A 20,237-nucleotide genomic window follows, 5' to 3' on the forward strand; every position below is an offset into this window, starting at 1 on the left:
TCCTGCTGTACTTACATCTGGGTAATCAATCCGACCTGCGGAGACGACGCCACGGCGCGATATGGCACTGCGTCCATGCGCCCGGCCAGAAAGGCCTGGCGACCGGCCGCGACGGCATGGCGCATGGCGCTGGCCATCAGTACCGGATCGCGCGCATGCGCGATGGCGGTATTCATCAGCACGCCGTCACAACCGAGTTCCATCGCCACGGCGGCATCCGACGCAGTGCCGATGCCGGCATCGACGATGACCGGCACGCCGGCCTCGGCAATGATGATTTTCAGGTTCCACGGATTCAGGATGCCCATGCCCGAACCGATCAGGCTGGCCAGCGGCATCACCGCGACGCAGCCCATCTTCTCGAGCACGCGCGCCTGGATCGGGTCGTCCGAGCAATAGACCATCACGCGAAAGCCATCGCGTATCAGCACTTCGGCAGCGCGCAGCGTTTCCGGCATGTCGGGAAACAGTGTCTTCGCGTCGCCCAGCACTTCGAGCTTCACCAGATCGTGGCCATCAAGCAGTTCGCGCGCGAGCCGCAGCGTACGCACCGCGTCGTCGGCCGTGTAGCAGCCGGCGGAATTGGGCAGCAGTGTGTAACGGCCGACCGGCAGCACGTCGAGCAGCCCCGGAGCACCGTCGCGCGACGTCAGCGGAACGCGGCGGATGGCGACGGTGACGATTTCGGCTGCACTGGCATCGAGCGCACTCGCGGTTTCGGCGAGGTCGCGATACTTGCCGGTACCCACCAGCAGGCGCGATTCGAAAGCCTGGCCGCCGATGACCAGCGAGTCGCTCTGACAGGGACTCAAGGGTGCATGCACATCAACCTCCTCCGACTGCGACGACGATTTCCACGCGATCGCCGTGATTGAGCCAGGTGCAGTCGAAGGCACTGCGCGGCACGATTTCGCCATTGCGCTCGACTGCGATGCGCCGAGTGCGCAACGCCTTGCCGTCGAGCAGGCTGCCGATCGACATCACGGCGTCCAGCCGTTCGATCTGTCCATTGACGGTGACCAGCGAAGGGCGCGGGTCATTCATGATCGGCATGCGCCTGATGCAATACGTCGGCGCGGTAGGACGAGCGCACCAGCGGGCCGGCCGCCACCTCGCTGAAGCCCAGTTCGAGCGCCTTGTCGCGCAGTGCGTCAAAGCGTGCCGGCGTGATGTACTCGATCACCGGCAGGTGGGCCGGCGACGGCCGCAGGTACTGACCCAGCGTCAACAGGTCGCAGCCGTGTGCGCGCAGGTCGCGCATCACCTCGACCACTTCGGCTTCGGTTTCGCCCAGACCGAGCATCAGGCCGGTCTTGGTCGGCACACCGGGGAAGCGCGCACCGAAATCGCGGATCAGCTTCAACGAGCCTTCGTAGTTCGCACCGGGCCTGACCTCGCGGTACAGGCGCGGCACGGTTTCCATGTTGTGGTTGAACACGTCCGGCGGCGATACCGCCAGCGCGTCGAGTGCGGCCGCTTCGCGGCCGCGGAAATCCGGTGTCAGCACCTCGATCGTGATGTCGGGTGACGCCGCGCGGATGTCGGCCATGCACTGCGCAAAGTGCGCTGCGCCGCCGTCGCGCAGATCGTCGCGGTCGACCGAGGTGATGACCACGTAGCGCAGCTTCATCGCCGCTACGGTGTCTGCAAGACGTTGCGGCTCGTCGGCGTCGGGCGGCAGCGGCCGGCCGTGCGACACATCGCAGAACGGGCAGCGGCGCGTGCAGATCGCCCCGAGGATCATGAAGGTCGCGGTGCCGCGGCCGAAGCATTCGCCGATGTTCGGGCAGGCCGCTTCCTCGCATACCGTATGCAGTGCGTGGTCGCGCAGCACGCCCTGCAGCGCGCGCACCGCTGGCGTGTCCTGGTCGCGGCCGCGCAGCCAGGCAGGTTTCGCCGGCGACGCCACGTCCTCGCGCACCTTGACCGGAATGCGGGCCAGCTTGTCGCGTCCGCGCAGTCCTTCCCCCATGACTGCTGAATTCATTTCTTGTCCTTCATCGGGTTGCTGCGGCGCATGCCGCAGCGAGGCGGAACATCCACAACGGATGTTCCGCCCTGTCCGGCACCTTTTCAGTGCGGACGGCGTTGACGGCTCACCGTGGTCTCAGCTTGTGAACTCGCCGATCAGCTTGTTCACTTCGCTGGCCGATTCCATCTGCACCATGTGGCCCTGTGCCGGCAGCACGACCACCCTGGCCGACGGAATGGCCGAAGCATGCGCAACCGGAATGATCTGGTCGTTCTCGCCCCAGATCACCAGAACCGGCTTGCCGCTTGCCGCTGCGATACCGGCGAGCACCTCCGACTGCCGACCGCCGGGGAACAGCCCGCCGGCCAGCGTGGCCAGCGCCGCGTCGACACCTTCCAGCCGCTTGAACTTCAGCATGTCGTCGATCAGCTGACGCGTGACCAGACCGGCGTCCGAGAAGAGCTGGGCCAGCAGCGGCTTGAGCGCATTGCGCGTGTTGCCGGCGACAAAGCCGTCGATGTAGGCACCATTGATTTCGCTGCCCATTCCGGCACTCGCGATCAGCGTCAATGACCTGACCTTCTGCGGCGCGCGGCGCGTCAGCGCAAGACACACGCCGCCACCCATCGAGTGGCCGACGACGTCGGCGGATGCAATGCCGACCGCATCCATGAACCCGCTCACCGCATCGGCCAGATCATCGAGCGACGCGGCACCCGTGACTTTGGTCGATGCGCCGTGACCCGGCAGGTCGATCGCATAGACGGCGCGCGAAGCGGCCAGCGCCTCATGGTTGAACAGCCAGTTGTTCAGATCGCCACCAAAGCCGTGGATCAGCAGCAGCGGCGTGCCGCCTTCACCGCGCTTCAGATAGCGCAGTTGCCGGCCATTGACCTGCACGGTCTGCGTCTGCGGTCCGTCATCGGCCTCGTCGTCGGTCGGCGGCACGAATTCCGCCTGGAAGCGGGTGACCAGATCATCGATCAGTTCATCCGACACGTCGGCGTCGGCGATCACGCCGAGCAGGGCGCCAACCGGCAGCACCTCGTCCGGCTGTGCGATCTGCCGACGTAGCGTGCCGGACACCGCCGCCTCGACGGCGCCGGAAATCTTCTCGCTCTCGACTTCGACGATTTCCTCGCCCGGAGCGATCGTGTCACCGACTTCCTTCAGCCACAGGTTGACCTTGCCCTCCTGCATGGACAAGCCCCACTTGGGCATGGTGACGGTAAGAATCGAGGACATCAGCGGTACTCCTTGACGCGCATCACGGCTTCTTCGATGCGCGCCGGACTGGGTATGTAGAGATCTTCGAGCGACGCTGCGAAGGGCACGGGTACGTGCGGTGCGGTCACCATCTGGATCGGTGCCTTGAGGGCGCGGAACGCTTCCTGCGCGATGAAGCCCGACACGTCGGACGCCATGCTGCAGCGCGGGTGCGATTCATCGACGATGACCAGGCGGCCGGTACGTTCGACGCTTTCCAGAATGGTGTCGAAGTCCATCGGCGACGTCGTGCGCGGATCGATGATTTCGCACTGGACGCCCTTCTTGCGCAGGCTGGCACCCGCATCCTTGGCGTAATTGACCATGCGGCCGAATGCCACGATGGTCACGTCATCCCCTTCCTGCACCACGGCGGCTTCGCCGAACGGCACGATGTAGCTTTCTTCCGGCACATCGCCTTCCATCGTGTAGAGGGCCTTGTGCTCGAGGAAGATCACCGGATCGTTGTCACGGATGGACTGGATCAGCAGGCCCTTCGCGTCATACGGGTTCGACGGCAGCACCACCTTCAGCCCGGGGATGTGGGTGAAGATGTTGTACAGGCACTGCGAGTGCTGTGCCGCGGCGCGGAAACCGGCGCCGTACATGGCGCGGATGACCACCGGCGTCTTCGCCTTGCCACCGAACATGTAGCGGAACTTGGCCGCCTGGTTGAAGATCTGGTCGAAGCAGACGCCCATGAAATCGATGAACATCAGTTCTGCCACCGGACGCATGCCGTTGCAGGCTGCGCCGACCGCGGCACCGATGTAGCCGGATTCCGAAATCGGCGTGTCGAGCACGCGCCCAGGGTGCTTCGCATACAAGCCCTTGGTGACGCCGAGCACGCCGCCCCACGAGTCTTCCTCGCCCGGTGCGCCGGCGCCGCCGGCCACGTCTTCGCCCATGACGATGACGCTCGGGTCACGCGTCATTTCCTGATCCAGCGCCTCGTTGATGGCTTGCTGGTAAGTAATCTTTCGTGCCATCTGATATTTCTCCTGTCAGCGTGTGGCGTAGGTTCAGTAAGAGACGTAGACGTCTGCCATCAGGTCTTCGGGCAAGGGCAGCGGATCTGCCTTCGCCTTCACCACCGATGCATCGATCAGGGTCTTTACTTCGACATCGATGGCTTCGAGTTCGGCCATCGACAGTTCGCCGCGGGATGTCACGCGACGTGCGAACTGCATCAGGCAGTCCTTGGTTTCACGCAGCTTCTGCACTTCGCCCGGCGCGCGGTAGGTTTGCTGGTCGCCTTCGAAGTGGCCGTAGTAGCGCGACAGCTTCACTTCCAGCAGCGTCGGTCCGCCGCCTTCGCGGGCACGCTTGATCGCTTCACCCGCGGCTTCATGCACGGCGAAGAAATCGAAGCCATCGGTGATCACGCCGGGCATGCCGAAGGCGGACGCGCGGTCGGCGATGTTTTCGCAGGCAACCGAGAAATTGCTGGACGTCGCTTCGGCGTAGCCGTTGTTCTCGCCGACGAAGATGACCGGCAGCTTCCACACGGCCGCCAGATTCATGGCTTCGAAAATGGTGCCCTGGTTGGACGCGCCATCACCGAAGAAGCACACGCCGACGTTGTTGCTGCCGCGCAGCTTGGACGCCAGCGCGGTACCGCAGATCAGCGGGCCGCCACCGCCGACGATGCCATTGGCACCCAGCATGCCGACGTCAAGATCGGCGATGTGCATCGAGCCGCCCTTGCCCTTGCAGGTGCCGGTGCGTTTGCCCCAGATCTCGGCCATCATGCCGACCGGATCGACGCCCTTGGCGATGCAGTGGCCGTGGCCACGGTGGGTACTGGCGATGTAGTCGTCGCGGTTCAGGTGCATGCAGATGCCGGTTGCCGACGCTTCCTCACCGGCATACAGGTGGACGAAGCCGGGGATTTCGCCAGTGGCGAAATCGACGTGCAGACGTTCCTCGAATTCCCGGATCGTGCGCATGGTCCGGTAGGCCTGCAGCAGGCCTTCCCTGGTCAATGAACTGCTCATGGGTGCTCCTCGTTGTGGATGGAATGACAAGCCCGCTGATCTCCGGCAGCTGCGGGCGGTTGGCCGGACGAACCGGGCACGAAGACGCTGGCGGCAGGCGCCGGCACCTCCGGGGAGAGACGGGACAGGGCGCACACGCGGCTCATGCCGGGCACCCTGCGTAGTGGCGCAGCACGCGCCGGCGCGCTGCGTTTTCGAGTACCGCGGCGACATCGATGGTCAGCGGGCCGTGCAGGTCGAGTTCGACGCTGATCCGGTTCGACGGATCGAATTCGATCTCGCGCTCGCCATCGAGCGCGATGGTGCCGCTCTGCGGGGCGAGCACGACCGGCTGTCCGGGCAGCAGGCGGGCGTAGTCGCGGATGCCGACTGCGCTGATCAACCCCGGGGCAATCGGCACGATCACCTGCTGCGGCGTATGCGTCGTGTCGGCGCAGCGCACATGCAGGCCGTGCGGCGCGCTGCGGGTGACCGGTTCGAGCTGGCCGGCGATCGCCGACAGACCGATCGCATCGGCGCCGGCAAAGGCGACGAACAGTTCCTCCAGCAGTGCGCTGTCCCACACGGCGCGCGAGCCGACATAGTTGTGGCGCGTGACGCACAGATCGACCAGGGCGATGTCCGTGCGGTCATCGCAGCGCACGCGCAGCAGCTTGTTGCGCCGTACGGCGACATCGGCCGGCACGGCGCCGCTGGCCAGCAAGCCGGCCGCCAGTCCGGCGACCGTGGCTTCTCGCATTTCGGGAAAAGCGTTGTTGGTACCGGTGGACAGCGCCAGCAACGGCACCTGGCCGCAGCGCGCCGCCACGGCGCGATGCGTGCCGTCGCCGCCGAGCACGATGATCGCGCCGGCACCGGCCTGGCACATCAGCTCGGTCGCCAGCAGCGTGTCTTCGGCTGAGCCGGTCACCGGCATGTCGATGAAGCGTGGCTTCACGGTGACCGGGGAACCGGTGGACACCGACAGCGCGCGGAACAACGGGCCGCAGATGCCGCCCGAGTCCGGCATGATCATGACATCGCGCACGCCGGCCGCTTCCAGCCCGGCGATCGCCCGCACCATCATGCTGGCCTTCTCGGCGTTCGGAAACACCGACGCCCGCGAAGTCAGGCGACGGATGTCCCGACCCGACGCGGGGTTCGCGATGATGCCGACGATGGCAGGACGGGGTGGAACAGACAGCACGGCGATGCGACTCCAGGCATTGGTTACCGGTGTCATTGCATCGGCCGTGCCAGCAGCGCCCCCTTAGCCTCGCCGCACCCGACAAGCAGATGATTCTTAAGCGCTCTTCGGCACCTCGTCCGTGTCGACGCAACACGCGGCCGCCCACCTGTCGCAGCGCTGCCCACTGCGACAACGGGACGATGAGACACCTGTCTCACTTTTAGGAGACATTCGTCGCGTTGATTTCAGGCCGTTCAGGGCTTACCCTCAAGTCACAAAAGTGAAACGCCGCGGCAGACTTCGTCGTACGCGGTGTTTCGATAGAGGTATATATTCGTGAGGAGAAGGACATGGACCGCGGACACACGATCTCGGAACACGTCGGCCGGGTACTCAAGGCCATCGAAGCACCCAGCCGATCCGCTCCGCTTCATGCGGAACACGACCGGCTGAAGCGCTCGTGGCACCGGTCGCTGAACAAGCACTCGATCGACCCCGGACGGGCGACGACACCAAAGGTCGTCACCGCCTACGAACTGCGCGAGCACCGCGACCGACTCGAAACCTTCATGCGCATCGCGCGCGAAGGCGTCGAACGCCTGCACCATCAGGTGTTGCTGGCCGACTACTGCGTGCTGCTGACCGACGCCCAGGGCGTAACGGTCGATTTCCGCACCGTGCCGCACCTCGAACGCGAACTGAAGGACGAAGGCTTCCGCAACGGCACCTGCTGGGCGGAAGAACACGAAGGCACCTGTGGCGTCGGCACCAGCCTGATCGACTGCCAGCCCACACTGGTCCATCGCGGCGAACACTTCCGCGCCCACAACATCAGCTTCACCTGCAGTTCGGTACCCATCGTCGGCCTCGAAGATGAACCGATCGCCGTGCTCGATGCCTCGGCCCTGTACTCGCCCGAACAGCGCGAAAGCCAGCTGCTGATCTACCGCATGGTGATCGACAAGGCGCGCCTGATCGAGGACGCCTACGCCCACTACAGCCTGCGCAACCACTGGATACTGCAGCTCGGCCCGATCGCCGAATTCCTGCCCGTCGAAACCGACTACCTGATCGCCTTCGACGACAGCGGCCGTATCGTCGGCGGCAACCGGCGCGCCCGCCACGACCTGATCAACCACAACGGGCGCCGCGCCGAATACCTGCACGACCTGTTCGAATGCACCGCCAACGGCATCATGGCCGCCGCGCACGCCAGCCCGGGCGCACCGTTTCCGCTGCGCATGTTCGCCACCGGTCAGCGCCTGTTTGCCGTGCTGCGCGCACCGCACGCGCGCACGCTGCCGCAGATTGCCGCCAAGCCGGTCGCCGAGGCCGAAGACCTGACGGCACCGCGCGGCTTCCGTCACCTCGCGCTGGGAGACCCGCGCGTGAAGGCCAATGTGGGCTGCGCAGTGCGCGTCGCCAACCGCGACATTCCGGTCATGCTGCTGGGCGAGACGGGCACCGGCAAGGAAGCGTTCGCGCGCGGTATCCACGATTTCAGCGACCGGGCCAAACAGCCGTTCGTCGCGCTCAACTGCGCCGCGATTCCGGAAAGCCTGATCGAGAGCGAACTGTTCGGCTACCGCGATGGCGCCTTCACCGGTGCCCGCAACAAGGGTTCGAAGGGCAAGATCCTGCAGTCCGATGGCGGCACCCTCTTCCTCGACGAAATCGGCGACATGCCGCTGTCGCTGCAGAGCCGGCTGCTGCGCGTGCTGGCCGAAGGCGAAGTGGTGCCGCTCGGTGCCGAACAGCCGACGCCGGTGCGCCTGCACGTGATCTGCGCCACCCACCAGGACCTGCCGGAACTGGTGCGCGAAGGGCGCTTCCGCGAAGACCTGTTCTACCGCCTCAACGGCGCCTCGTTCACGCTGCCGCCGCTGCGCGAGCGCGAGGACAAGCGCTCGCTGGTCGAACAAGTCATGCTGGAAGAAAGCACCGCGATGGAACGCACCGGACTGTCGATCGAAGCGGAGACGATGGACGTGCTGCTCGCCTACAGCTGGCCGGGCAACATCCGCCAGCTGCGCCATGCGGTCCGCTACGCCTGCGCCATTGCGGAAGGCCCGCTGGTGCGGCTTGAACACTTCCCGCATGAACTGCGCGCCGGCAACAAGCCGACGCGGGTTGCCCTGCCGCCGCCACCCGTGCAGCAGCCGGTCGTCGCAGCCATTGCGTACGACGCCTGTGAAGACGACAGCGGCGAACCACTGAATGAAGTATGTCTGCAGTTGCGCCAGAAGATGCTTGAGGCGCTGCGGCGCAATCACTGGAAGGTGACCGAGACGGCGCGCCAGCTCGGCATGTCGCGCGCCACCTTCTACCGCAAGATGGCGCGTCTGCGCATCGTTGCGCCCAACTACCTGGACAGCGCCGAGCAGACCGCACAACAGGGCTGATCCCGAGGCATCCGGCCCGCAGCAGCTTCACGCTGCGGGCCGGACACGCTCTACTGCGTGCCGAGAAACTTGATGTAGGCCACCAGTTCCCAGATCTGATCGGTCGTGAATGCCGCGCCCCAGGGCGGCATGATGTCTGACGTACGACGTCCGTGGAAAATCGTGCGGTAAGCCTCTTCGTCGGCCAGATCGGTGCGACCCTTGAAATCGGGGGCGCGCCCGCCTACACCATCCGAACCATGGCAGTAGCCTGCGCAGGTCTTGTTGAAGCGCTTCTTGCCGAGGGCGATCCGGTCCGGATCGGTCAGATCGAAAGACGGTGCAACGATGGGGGCTTCGGTCGCCATGGCGGGTGACGGTGCGGCCCAGATCATTCCGAAGGCAATCACCAGTGCGCTTGCGGTCAACCGGCCAGCGGCATTGCTGCGTGGAGTTTCATGAGTCATTGCTTGAAGTCCTCGTCGGGTTTCCGGATGAGGGTCTCGTGACATTCCATCACGACCCGAATGAATGTCAGCAGACCCCAGCAACAGTGTGAACGAAAAAAAACAGGCAGCAACATGAGTAACCGCCTGTTAATGAGGAGACATGCCACCCCGGCGCGGAGCCACGCGCCGGGGGTTCCAACGTTGCTACTCCAACGTGAAAGCGATGATCGCAGCGCCGCCCGGCAGATCCTTGATCTGCGGGAAGGCCCCTGCGAGGAAGCCCGGAGCATGCGAGCCCAGACCGGTCGGGAACACGATGTACTGCTTGCCCTTCACCGAGTAGCTGACCGGTCCGCCACGCAGACCCGAGCCCGAAATGAATGACCACAGTTCCTTGCCGGTTTCAGCGTCGTAGCCGAGGATCTTGCCTTCCATATCGCCGGTGAACACCAGTCCGCCTGCCGTGGTGAGTACCGAAGACAGCGGCGGCAGGTCGTACTTGATCGACCACTTGAGCTTGCCGGTCAGCGGATCACGCGCATCCAGACGGCCATGCGGCTTGCCGCTGGGCGGCGGTACCAGCTTGATCGACTCGATACCCAGCGACAGCGCCGAGACTGCTTTCAGATTGTCCGGATCATCCTTGCCGGCAACCACTTCGTTGCAGACTTCCATCGCATGCGAGTACCACAGGCCAGTGCCCGGGTTGTAGGCGCCGTGATTCCAGCTGCGCGCACCGAGCAGGTTCGGACAGAAGGTCTTTACCTTGTCGACTTCCGGGTAGATCGGATCGATCAGCGCACCGGTCTTCGGGTCGATGCCCTTGACCCAGTTCACGTTCTCGGAGAACTGCCACACGTTTTCGAGCGCGCCGTCCTTCTTGTCCATGACGAACACGAAGCCACCCTTGTTCAGGTGGACGATGACGTCCTTGCCGTCCTTCTGCACGATCAGCGCTTCATACGCCGAGTCGTAGTCCCACGAGTCGTTCGGGACTTCCTGACGGTGCCACTTCAGCTTGCCCGTCTTGCCTTCGATCGCGAGCAGCGAAGCCGTATAGAGGTTGTCGCCCTTGCGGTCGTAGTTGTAGTAGTCGGGGGCTGCGTTCGACGTACCGATGTAGATGGTGTCGGTCTTCGCGTCGTAGGTACCCGGCATCCAGGCGCTGCCGCCACCGACCTTGCCGCTGTCGCCCGGCCAGCTCTTCGGATCGTTCTTGATCACGTCGAAGGTCCACGCCGGCTTGCCGGTGTCGGCGTTGACGGCGTAGATCTTGCCCGAGATCGGCTGATCGCCGCCGGTGGTACCGCCGAACAGGATGTTGCCGGCCAGCTGCGGCGGGGCGGAGAACAATGCGCCGTACTGCGTCTTCGGATCGGTGAGCTGCGTCGACCACAGTTGTTTGCCGGTCTTCTGGTCGAGCGCGATGAAGCGGCCATCCAGCGTACCCACGAAAACCTTGCCGCGGCCCACGGTCACGCCGCGGCTGGCTGCGCCGTAGAACACCTGTTCGACGATCTTGTCGAGCTTCGGTGCGTACTGCCACAGCGTCTTGCCGGTGGCAGCATCGATCGCCCAGACGTTGTTGTTAGCCGAAATCGTATACATCACGCCATCGATGACGATGGGCGTCGACTGCAGGCCGTGCGTGATGTTGCCCGGCTGGTGAATCCAGGCGACCTTCAGCTTCTTCACGTTTTCGCGCGTGATCTGGTTCAGCGGGCTGAAGCGCCAGGCATTGCTGGTGCGGTGATATTCCGGCCAGTTGTTCGGATCTTCAAAGCCGGCCTTGCCCTGTGCCATGGCAGGTGCCGCGGTCAGAAGGGACAGCGCCGAGCCTGCCAGAAGGCCAGCAGACAGGCGGAACATCTTGCGTGAGGCGGTCATCTATCAATCTCCATTCACTGAGTTCATTCACCCGGGTTCGGCCCCGGGTGTTCAGACAGTTGCGTTGCTTCAGAACATGAAATTCAGGCCGACGTTCAGCAGCGTGCTTTTCTCTCCGGCAGTCACGCCCGCGGCGACGATGCTGGTGCGCAGCGTCGCGCCTGCATCGGCATCGGCGTACGCGAACTGCACGTACAGCGTGGTGTCCGGACGCCACTGGTAGTCATTGCTGATGACCAGGAACTTTGTTTCGTCCGTCTTGTTCGCGTCATCCTTGTTGATGTAGTACGCCACCGTGGCCGAATTCTTGGCGTGCCACTTCCAGTCCAGGCCCGTGCCGAAGCCGTTGATGTCGGCCAGTTCCGCGCCGGTGCGTGCATCGTTCTTGGCATTCATCCAGTTGTTCTTCCAGATGAAGTCGCCGAACGGAATCGCGAAGCCGAGCGACGTGTGCTCGATATTGCTGCGACCGGTCTGTTCGTCATTCATCGCCTGGTAGGACGCGGACAGCGTGATCGGCCCGTTGTAGGTCGCGCCCAGGGCATACGACTGGTTGTCCTTGAGCGCTCCCGCCTGACCGCCGAACGCGTACAGCACACCGAAATTCACCGGGCCGACAGTATGTCTGTACTGCACGGAGTTGCTGAAGAAAATACCCACATCGTTGTTGGTGTTGCGGTCGCCGCCCGCCGCATTGGCGGTCGTGAACAACTGGCCGTAGGCCCATGCATACAGATTGGAGAACTGTTCCTTGAAGGCACGCGGTTCGGTGCCGATGTGGGCCAGCAGTGCCGGGCCATACTGACGACCAACCGTCACGCTACCCCAGTCGCCGCGCACACCCAGATTCGCCTGACGCCGGAACAGCGGCGTGTTGTTCGTACCGCCGCGCGGCGCATCACCGGTGCCGTGCAGGAAGCCGTCGTTGGTGTCGAAGTGCGATTCGAGATTGAAGAACGCCGTGAGATTCGGCTGCAGATCGCGTTCGCCCTTGAAACCGATCACGGTCTGACGCAGACCGCTGGTTTCCATCGACGTCTTGCTGTCGCCGGCGGCGTTGCCCTTGCTGTTGTAGAGCAGGCCAACGTCGATGATGCCGAACATCGACAGCTTGGTACCGCCCATTTCACCGATCACGATGTCGGCCTGCGCCACACCGGGAACCATCATCATTGCCGCAGCGACTGCAGCGGCCAGCGTGCATGCGTTGCGTGCGCCCTGCGCCGAAGCGCCAGAGATCTTCTTTTTCATACTCCCCTCCGATTGTTGATGTCGAAACTTCGAGCTTCGACGCGGCGCCGCTTTCCGCAACGCCTTCGTCGCAGAACACAAGGGCAGAATCCATGCCAACTCTCACAGCATTGAATTGACTGGGTATTTTTCCCGACCTCTGAGATTCGCCGGCAGAGACATGCGACAGATGTCTTGGCCGAGGCAGAAAAACTGCGACATCTGTATCGGCCCCGCGCACGGCGTCGCAAGCGTTCCGTGAGACGCCATACAGCGCGCCCGACGAGCCGCACACGGGTAGACCGCAACTTGCCCATGGAGCCCGGTGGGCGCCGATCCGGACCCGGAAAGGATTGACGGCCACGCAGCGCGGACGCGCGCCATCTCCGCGTCATGCGTCCGCTTCGTGGACTGGAAATTGCTGAACCGTACAGACGCACACCGTGCGCCTGTGGTGACATCGCCGCAGCCGCACAACACAGGAGCTTTCATGAACGCCAAAGACCCGCTGTCCCACGACTCGCGCGATTCCCGCGACACCTTCCTCGCCGCACAGGCGCACGTCGACTCGGCGGCCATCGCGCCGCTGCCCAATTCGCGCAAGGTCTACATCGAAGGCTCGCGCCCGGACATCCGCGTGCCCATGCGCGAAGTGTCCCAGTCCGACACCCCCGCCTCCTTCGGCGCCGAGAAGAATCCGCCGGTCTATGTCTATGACTGCTCCGGCCCCTACTCCGACCCTGCCGCCTCGATCGACATCCGCTCCGGCCTGCCCGGTGTTCGCTCCGGCTGGATTGCCGAGCGCGGAGACACCGAACAGCTGCCGGGTCTGAGTTCATCCTTCGGCACCGAGCGCGCCCTGGATGCGGCCACCGCCCATCTGCGCTTCCCCGGCCTGCACCGCGCACCGCGCCGTGCTGTGGCGGGTGCCAATGTTTCGCAGATGCACTACGCCCGGCGTGGAATCATCACGCCCGAGATGGAATACATCGCCATCCGCGAGAACCTGCAGCGGCGCGAATACATCGAGTCGCTCAAGGCCTCCGGCCCGACGGGGGCGAAGATGGCCGCCCTGCTCGGGCGTCAGCACCCGGGCCAGAGCTTCGGCGCATCCATCCCCGCCGAAATCACGCCCGAGTTCGTGCGCGATGAAGTGGCCCGCGGGCGCGCCATCATCCCGGCCAACAACAATCACCCGGAGGCGGAGCCGATGATCATCGGCCGCAACTTCCTGGTGAAGATCAACGCCAACATCGGCAACTCCGCGCTCGGCTCGTCCATCGGCGAAGAGGTCGACAAGATGACCTGGGCCATCCGCTGGGGCGGCGACACGGTGATGGATCTGTCGACCGGCAAGCACATCCACGAAACCCGCGAGTGGATCATCCGCAACTCGCCGGTGCCCATCGGCACCGTGCCCATCTATCAGGCGCTGGAGAAGGTCGACGGCAAGGCCGAAGAGCTCACCTGGGAAATGTTCCGCGACACGCTCATCGAGCAGGCCGAACAGGGCGTGGACTACTTCACCATCCACGCCGGCGTGCGCCTGCCCTACATCCCGATGACCGCCAACCGCATGACCGGCATCGTGTCGCGCGGCGGCTCCATCATGGCCAAGTGGTGCCTGGCGCACCACAAGGAGAGCTTTCTCTACACGCACTTCGAAGAGATCTGCGAAATCATGAAGGCCTACGACGTGAGCTTCAGCCTGGGCGACGGGCTGCGTCCGGGCAGCATCTTTGATGCCAACGACGAGGCGCAACTGGCCGAGCTGAAGACGCTGGGCGAGCTCACGCAGGTCGCCTGGCAGCACGACGTGCAGGTGATGATCGAAGGCCCGGGCCACGTGCCGATGCAGCTCATCAAGGAGAACATGGACCTGCAGCTGGACTGGTGCGACGAGGCGCCCTTCTACACGCTGGGGCCGCTGACCACCGACATCGCCCCCGGCTACGACCACATCACCAGCGGCATCGGCGCGGCGATGATCGGCTGGTACGGCACGGCCATGCTCTGCTACGTCACCCCGAAGGAGCACCTGGGGCTGCCGGACAAGGACGACGTGAAGACCGGCATCATCACGTACAAGCTTGCCGCGCACGCCGCCGATCTGGCCAAGGGTCACCCGGGCGCGCAGATCCGCGACAACGCCTTGAGCAAGTCACGCTTCGAATTCCGCTGGGACGACCAGTTCAACCTCGGGCTTGATCCGGACAAGGCGCGCGAATTCCACGACGAGACGCTGCCCCAGCACGGCGCCAAGCTCGCCCACTTCTGTTCGATGTGCGGCCCGCACTTCTGCAGCATGAAGATCACCCAGGACGTGCGCGACTACGCCGCCGCACAAGGTCTCAGCAACGAGGCTGCGCTCACCCAGGGCATGGCGACGAAGTCGATCGAGTTCGTCAAGCAGGGCGCCGAGGTGTACAGGAAGGTGTAAGGCCGCCGCGGAGGGCGCCCACGAAAACCTCGACGGTTTTGTGGGCGCGGTGTGCTGCCGACGCGTCGGATTTTTTTACACCGAACCTTCGTCATGACAGTCCGACGCTCCGGCACATGGCGAACACCGCCGACGCCGCCCGGAGGCCGCCATCAAACGTCATACTTCCTCGGCATTCCTCGCACATCCATCGACTCGATAACCCGTTATTGAAAAAGGGAATTTCTGCGCCGACACATTGATCGAAGTGCTCGCACACCGGGTCGCCATGGCCGCTCGGGTCCTCGCGGCCCAACCCTTGCTGTACGAAGGAATGCCGCTTGCTACCGGCCTCTCCGGGCGAAAACGTTCATCGCCGTTCAGATCCGGAGATCACCAAAAATGAAAAAACGGGGTCGTCAGTTCCTCGCGCTTGCGCTGTCCTGTAGCAGCTTTACCGCCATGGCGGCTGACCAGCTGGTGTGGTCGGAAACCTTCCAGCGGTTCACGCCGACATTCCAGACCGTCGGGTCGATCAACACGGCGACCGTGCCGGGCGGCACGTCCAGCGCGCTGGTGACCGACCCGACCCGCGTCAAGGGGCCGAATGGCGTCGAGGTCGTCGGCGGACGCATCTGGTGGCCCGACCAGCAACTGAACCGCGTCGTGTCCGCGCTGCCCGACGGTTCAGATCTGAAGTCGTACAACGTTTCCGGCGCCTACGACATCGATGTGCAGGGCGGACTGCTGTATGTCACGCGGCAGAACTCGGGCGACATCCTGACGCTCGACCCGTCGCTGCAATTCCCGCCCGCCGATGTGTTCAAGAGCGGGCTGACGTCACCGTTTGCGATCGACGTGACCGCCGACAGCGTGTTCTGGAGTCAGGTCGGCACGTCGAACCGCCTGATGCGCTCGAACCTGGACGGCTCGAACGTGCAGACGCTGCTGACCGGCCTGACCTCGTATGACTTCGAAGTCACCGCCAGCCACATCTACCTGACGACGACCGATGGCTTCGTGAAGCGCAGCAACCTCGACGGCAGCGACCTCACCACGCTGGCCAGCGGGCTGGGCTTCCTGAATGGCATCGATGTCACCGCCGACACGATTTACGTTTCGGCGCTGCAGGCCCTTTTCACGACACCGCAAGGCAACACCACATTGGGCGCCGGTCGCATCCTCAGCATGACGCTCGATGGCAGCGATGTGGTGGAAGTGGTCCGGGCGCAACAGGATTTCGACCCGAACCTGCCGTTCAGCCCGTCACAGATGCGCGGTGTGGCGGTGCTCGCGGTGCCCGAGCCGTCGTCGTACGCAATGCTGCTGGCGGGACTGGCGCTGACCGGTTTCGCGGCGAGGCGCGTCCGGCGCGACTGAATCAGCCGCTGCATTGAAAGGGGCCGAGAATGCGGCCCCTTTCATTCATGGGCCCCTGCCGCGTTCAGTTTCCGGCCACCGCATCGAGGTGGCGCGTCAGCGCAGAGCGCACGCCCTGCAATGCAGCTACCAGTTCGGACAGTTCGCGCGCCGAGCAGCCGGTGGCCGGGCCCAGCGTCACCGGAATCGCCCGGGCGCGCCGGCACGTGTCCTGGCCGACTTCGGTCAGGCTCAGTTCGACCAGGCGTTCGTCGGCCGTTGAACGACGGCGGATGATCAACCCTGCGGTTTCCATGCGCTTGAGCAGCGGCGTCAAGGTACCGGAGTCGAGGAACAACTGTTGACCCAGTGCCGACACGGTGAGCGCCCGGCCGACGTCGCCGAGTGCCAGCAGCACGAGGTATTGCGGGTAGGTCAGGCCGATCTCGTTCAGCAACGGCTTGAAGGCCTTGGTCATTGTCAGCGATGACGAGTACAGCGTGAAGCACAGCTGAGCCGTTACCGGCGTGAGATCCATCGCTTCAGGAAGGGCATCGGTTTTCTGTGGCATTGCCCAATCGTAGCAGCAATCAAATTGCACCCGGCAACGTGTGCGGCACTTCATTATTGTGCTCCGGCCCGGAGCGAACGTTCGGCGGACGCACGCGCCGCGAGGACGTTTCGCCGCTTTGCAGTCGCCGGTTACCATAGCGCGCGGCGGCATGGGGCGAGGTGGCCCGGCGGGCCGCCTTAACTCACGGGACGGGCAATGCAGATTACTTTCATCGGCGGCGGCAACATGGCCAGTGCGCTGATTGGCGGCTGGATCAGGCGCGGTGGCGACTCGGCGGGCATCAGCGTGATCGAACCGCAGGCCGAGGCACGCGCCCGGCTGGCACGCGACTTCAGCGTACGGGCGGTTGAAGCGCCAGACGCGGCTGCGCTGCGCTGCGACCTGATCGTGCTGGCGGTCAAGCCGCAGCAGATGCGCGAGGTGTGTGCCGGGCTCGCATCCAGCCTCGACAGTCAGACCGTACTGAGCATCGCTGCGGGCCTGCGCGCCGCTGACTTGTCGCGCTGGCTCGGCGGCTACACGCGCATCGTGCGCGCCATGCCGAACACACCGGCACTGATCGGTCAGGGCGTGACCGGCCTGTACGCCGACGCCGCGGTCAGCGACAGCGAGCGCGCACAGGCGGAACAGGTGCTGGCCGCCGTCGGCACCACGGTGTGGGTGGCGGAAGAACGCCTGATCGACGCCGTGACCGCCCTGTCGGGCAGCGGTCCGGCCTATGTATTCCACTTCATCGAAGCCATGGTGCGCGGCGGCGAGGCGCTCGGCCTGAGCGCCGATCAGGCGCACCGGCTCGCGGTCGCCACCTTCACCGGCGCCGCCGCGCTGGCGGCGCAAAGCCCGGAATCGCCCGGCACCCTGCGCGAACGCGTCACGTCCAAGGGCGGCACGACCGAAGCGGCGCTCAAGTCGATGGCTGCCGACGGTGTGGCAGACTCGATCGTGCGCGCACTCGCCGCGGCAGCGGCACGCGGCGCCGAGCTGGGTGACCAGCTGGGTGCGCAATAGGCGCCGGCCGCGACCCGATCATCTTTCCTTGCTGAATCACCTCACCACGAATCCATGCTGACCGACCTGATCCTGCTCGTCCTGAACGCCGTCGCCGGCTTCGTCACCACATTGCTGCTCGCCCGTTTCTACATGCAGTGGGCGCGTGTCAGCTTCCGCAACCAGCTGGGCCAGTTCGTCATCCAGACGACAGACTGGGCCGTACTGCCTGCGCGCAAGGTGATTCCCGCTGTGTTCGGCCTCGACATGGCGACCTTCGTCGTGGCCTGGCTGCTGCAGGTCGCGCTGCTGCTGCTGGCGGCCACGCTGCAAGGCGGCCTCGGTGCAGACAACCTGATTCCGCTGATCTTCCTGCGCGGGCTGTTCGAAGTGGCGCGCCTGTCGGTGTGGTTCCTGATCATCGCGCTGCTCATTTCGGCGGTGCTGAGCTGGGTGTCGCCCGGCAATCCGCTGGGCGGCATCCTGGGTGCCGTGACGCGGCCCTTCCTGCAGCCGATCCAGCGCGTCGTGCCCCCGATCGCCAACGTCGACCTGTCGCCGCTGGTGCTCATCCTGCTGCTGCAGATCGTGCTCTACCTGATCGATGCGGCGTCGCGCCAGATCTTCTCACTGGTCATGTGACGCGGGCGAACCCCGGCGGCATTCCGCCGGTGCACGGGCACAGCGATGCCCAACAACAGGCCTTCGATCATGCACTTCGGGCGGCGCCTGGCCGCCTCTACCGGGCGGTCTTGTCGTTCGCGGGCGTCTCGTACACCACCTGACCCGACACCAGCGTCGCGCACACCTTGCCCAGCAGCTCCCTACCGATGAACGGCGTGTTGCGGCCCTGACTGCGCAACGTCGCGCGACTGATCATGACGGGTGCATCAGGGTCGAAGATGCACACGTCGGCAGCGCTGCCGATGCGCAGGTGACCGGCGTCCAGCCCGAGCACGCGCGCGGCGTCCGACGTGATGCGGGCGAGTGCCAGCCGCAGCGGCAGCTGCATTTCGCGCGCCCATGACAGCGTGAGCGGCAGCAGCAGTTCCAGCCCGGTGGTACCCGGTTCGGCTTCGGCGAACGGCACCTGCTTGGCGTCGTCATCGACCGGCGTGTGGTCGGAACACAGCGCGTCGATGCGGCCGTCGGCCAGCGCGGCGCGCAGTGCCTCGCGGTCGAACTGCGCGCGCAGCGGCGGAATGGTGCGGCACTGCGGGTCGAAGTAGCCGATGTCGACATCGCACAGGTGCAGCGAGTGGATGGCGACGTCGCAGCTCACCTTCAGCCCGTCGAGCCGTGCCTGATCGATCAGCATCAGCCCGGCCCGGCTGGAAATGCGCGCCAGATGCAGGCGACAGCCGGTGGCGCGGGCCAGTTGCAGCATCTGGCCGATGGCCAGCGTTTCGGCGAGTATCGGTATGCCGGTCAGACCGAGCCGCGCGGCCACTTCGCCTTCGTGCGCCACGCCATCGGACGACAGGTGCAGATCGGTCGGCTGCAGCCATACGGTGTAGCCGAACGTGGCGGCGTACTGCATGGCGCGGAACAGCACCTGCGTGTCGGCCACCGGCACATTGGCCTGGCTGAACGCAATGCAGCCGGCGTCGAAAAGTTCGCCCATTTCGGTGAGCCGCTGACCTTTCAGGCCCATGGTCAGCGCGCCGTGCGGATACACATGCGCGAGGTTGAGCATGCGTGCGCGGTGCTTCAGCATTTCCACCAGCCCCGGCTCGTCCAGCACCGGGTCGGTGTCCGGCGGGCAGGCCAGACTGGTGATGCCGCCGGCGACCGCGGCGGCCATTTCGGATTCCAGCGTGGCACGGTACTCCAGCCCCGGCTCGCGCAGCCGCGCGCACAGGTCGATCAGGCCCGGCGCGACGATGCGTCCTGTGGCGTCGAGGACGCGGTTGGCGTGAAAGCCGTCCGGTGCGTCGCCCAGCGCGACCACCTTGCCGGCGGCGATGTACAGGTCGGTTGGCGCATCGATGTCCTGCGCCGGGTCGATCAGGTGACCGCCCTTGATGTGGATCTTCATGCGTTGACTCCGGCGGAGGTCTGTCGAAATGAGTCGAGGGGTGCCATCACGCTTCAACAGACCCCAGCATCGCCATGACAGCCATCCGCACGGCGATGCCGAAAGTGACCTGCGGCAGGATGACGGCCTGCCGACCGTCGGCCACCGCCGAGTCGATTTCGACGCCGCGGTTCATCGGCCCCGGGTGCAGCACGATGGCGTCCGGCTTGGCCAGCGCCAGCTTTTCCTGCGTCAGGCCGAAGAACTTGAAGTATTCCTGCGGGCTGGGCAGCAGCGAGCCCTGCATGCGTTCGTTCTGCAGCCGCAGCATCATCACGACATCGACGCCACGCAGACCCTCGGCCATGTCGTGGAAGACGCGACAGCCGAGCCGGTCGATGTCGGCCGGCAGCAGCGTTTTCGGCGCGATGGCGCGCAGGTCGGGCACGCCCAGCGTGGTCAGGGCGTGAATCTGGCTGCGCGCCACGCGCGAATGCAGGATGTCGCCGACGACCGCCACCGACAGCTGCG

Annotated in this window: 17 protein-coding genes and 1 pseudogene; 5 read left to right on the top strand and 13 right to left on the bottom strand. The window is 65.0% G+C overall.

What is annotated here, in order from left to right:
• Nucleotides 1-11: 11 nt before the first annotated feature.
• From Q8R75_RS08850 to Q8R75_RS08880, 7 genes are all read right to left on the bottom strand, one after another.
• Nucleotides 12-812: a thiazole synthase gene (locus Q8R75_RS08850; protein ID WP_305663641.1), complete on the bottom strand. Its 801-nt coding sequence runs from the start codon at nucleotides 810-812 to the stop codon at nucleotides 12-14.
• Nucleotides 813-825: 13 nt separating this feature from the next.
• Nucleotides 826-1,044 carry a sulfur carrier protein ThiS gene (gene thiS, locus Q8R75_RS08855; protein ID WP_305611453.1) on the bottom strand — a complete coding sequence of 73 codons (219 nt, stop codon included), beginning with the start codon at nucleotides 1,042-1,044 and terminating at the stop codon, nucleotides 826-828.
• Complete coding sequence (lipA, locus tag Q8R75_RS08860) at nucleotides 1,037-1,987, bottom strand: lipoyl synthase (RefSeq protein ID WP_305611454.1); 951 nt, start codon at nucleotides 1,985-1,987, stop codon at nucleotides 1,037-1,039. The genes thiS and lipA overlap by 8 nt, the downstream gene beginning before the upstream one ends.
• A gap of 120 nt (nucleotides 1,988-2,107) precedes the next feature.
• Nucleotides 2,108-3,217 carry an acetoin dehydrogenase dihydrolipoyllysine-residue acetyltransferase subunit gene (locus Q8R75_RS08865; RefSeq protein WP_305611456.1) on the bottom strand — a complete coding sequence of 370 codons (1,110 nt, stop codon included), beginning with the start codon at nucleotides 3,215-3,217 and terminating at the stop codon, nucleotides 2,108-2,110.
• Nucleotides 3,217-4,227 carry an alpha-ketoacid dehydrogenase subunit beta gene (locus Q8R75_RS08870; protein WP_305611457.1) on the bottom strand — a complete coding sequence of 337 codons (1,011 nt, stop codon included), beginning with the start codon at nucleotides 4,225-4,227 and terminating at the stop codon, nucleotides 3,217-3,219. The genes Q8R75_RS08865 and Q8R75_RS08870 overlap by 1 nt, the downstream gene beginning before the upstream one ends.
• Before the next feature lie 33 nt (nucleotides 4,228-4,260).
• Nucleotides 4,261-5,235 carry a thiamine pyrophosphate-dependent dehydrogenase E1 component subunit alpha gene (locus tag Q8R75_RS08875; RefSeq protein ID WP_305611458.1) on the bottom strand — a complete coding sequence of 325 codons (975 nt, stop codon included), beginning with the start codon at nucleotides 5,233-5,235 and terminating at the stop codon, nucleotides 4,261-4,263.
• Between the two features lie 142 nt (nucleotides 5,236-5,377).
• Complete coding sequence (locus Q8R75_RS08880) at nucleotides 5,378-6,457, bottom strand: NAD(+)/NADH kinase (protein WP_305611459.1); 1,080 nt, start codon at nucleotides 6,455-6,457, stop codon at nucleotides 5,378-5,380.
• 296 nt (nucleotides 6,458-6,753) lie between these two features.
• On the opposite strand from Q8R75_RS08880, the gene Q8R75_RS08885 reads away from it, so the two are divergent.
• Nucleotides 6,754-8,805 carry a sigma-54-dependent Fis family transcriptional regulator gene (locus tag Q8R75_RS08885; RefSeq protein ID WP_305611460.1) on the top strand — a complete coding sequence of 684 codons (2,052 nt, stop codon included), beginning with the start codon at nucleotides 6,754-6,756 and terminating at the stop codon, nucleotides 8,803-8,805.
• 50 nt (nucleotides 8,806-8,855) lie between these two features.
• Here the strand turns inward: Q8R75_RS08885 and Q8R75_RS08890 are convergent, their stop codons facing one another.
• The 3 genes from Q8R75_RS08890 to Q8R75_RS08900 form a co-directional block, all read right to left on the bottom strand.
• Nucleotides 8,856-9,251, bottom strand: a complete 396-nt coding sequence (locus Q8R75_RS08890) for a cytochrome c (protein ID WP_305611461.1) — start codon at nucleotides 9,249-9,251, stop codon at nucleotides 8,856-8,858.
• 186 nt (nucleotides 9,252-9,437) lie between these two features.
• Complete coding sequence (locus tag Q8R75_RS08895; protein ID WP_305611462.1) at nucleotides 9,438-11,120, bottom strand: PQQ-binding-like beta-propeller repeat protein; 1,683 nt, start codon at nucleotides 11,118-11,120, stop codon at nucleotides 9,438-9,440.
• A 69-nt stretch (nucleotides 11,121-11,189) separates the two neighbouring features.
• Nucleotides 11,190-12,371, bottom strand: a complete 1,182-nt coding sequence (locus Q8R75_RS08900; RefSeq protein WP_305611464.1) for a porin — start codon at nucleotides 12,369-12,371, stop codon at nucleotides 11,190-11,192.
• 469 nt (nucleotides 12,372-12,840) lie between these two features.
• Between Q8R75_RS08900 and thiC the strand changes: the two genes are divergently transcribed.
• Both thiC and Q8R75_RS08910 read left to right on the top strand, forming a co-directional pair.
• Entirely contained in the window at nucleotides 12,841-14,790 is a 1,950-nt protein-coding gene (gene thiC / locus Q8R75_RS08905) for a phosphomethylpyrimidine synthase ThiC (protein ID WP_305663642.1), read from the top strand.
• A gap of 381 nt (nucleotides 14,791-15,171) precedes the next feature.
• On the top strand, nucleotides 15,172-16,149 hold the full coding sequence (locus Q8R75_RS08910) for a PEP-CTERM sorting domain-containing protein (RefSeq protein ID WP_305626007.1): 978 nt from the start codon (nucleotides 15,172-15,174) through the stop codon (nucleotides 16,147-16,149).
• 64 nt (nucleotides 16,150-16,213) lie between these two features.
• On the opposite strand, the gene Q8R75_RS08915 is transcribed toward Q8R75_RS08910, so the two are convergent.
• Nucleotides 16,214-16,699 carry a MarR family transcriptional regulator gene (locus Q8R75_RS08915; RefSeq protein ID WP_305626006.1) on the bottom strand — a complete coding sequence of 162 codons (486 nt, stop codon included), beginning with the start codon at nucleotides 16,697-16,699 and terminating at the stop codon, nucleotides 16,214-16,216.
• 198 nt (nucleotides 16,700-16,897) lie between these two features.
• Between Q8R75_RS08915 and proC the strand changes: the two genes are divergently transcribed.
• Complete coding sequence (gene proC / locus Q8R75_RS08920; RefSeq protein WP_305626005.1) at nucleotides 16,898-17,710, top strand: pyrroline-5-carboxylate reductase; 813 nt, start codon at nucleotides 16,898-16,900, stop codon at nucleotides 17,708-17,710.
• A 54-nt stretch (nucleotides 17,711-17,764) separates the two neighbouring features.
• Entirely contained in the window at nucleotides 17,765-18,331 is a 567-nt protein-coding gene (locus Q8R75_RS08925) for a YggT family protein (protein ID WP_305626004.1), read from the top strand.
• Nucleotides 18,332-18,428: 97 nt separating this feature from the next.
• On the opposite strand, the gene Q8R75_RS08930 is transcribed toward Q8R75_RS08925, so the two are convergent.
• A complete protein-coding gene (locus tag Q8R75_RS08930) occupies nucleotides 18,429-19,727 on the bottom strand; it encodes a dihydroorotase (RefSeq protein WP_305626003.1) in 1,299 nt (432 codons plus the stop codon).
• Nucleotides 19,728-19,773: 46 nt separating this feature from the next.
• Nucleotides 19,774-20,237, bottom strand: a pseudogene (pyrB, locus tag Q8R75_RS08935) (aspartate carbamoyltransferase catalytic subunit); the annotation flags it as partial.

Source organism: Methyloversatilis sp., assembly GCF_030696805.1.
Classification (GTDB): domain Bacteria; phylum Pseudomonadota; class Gammaproteobacteria; order Burkholderiales; family Rhodocyclaceae; genus Methyloversatilis.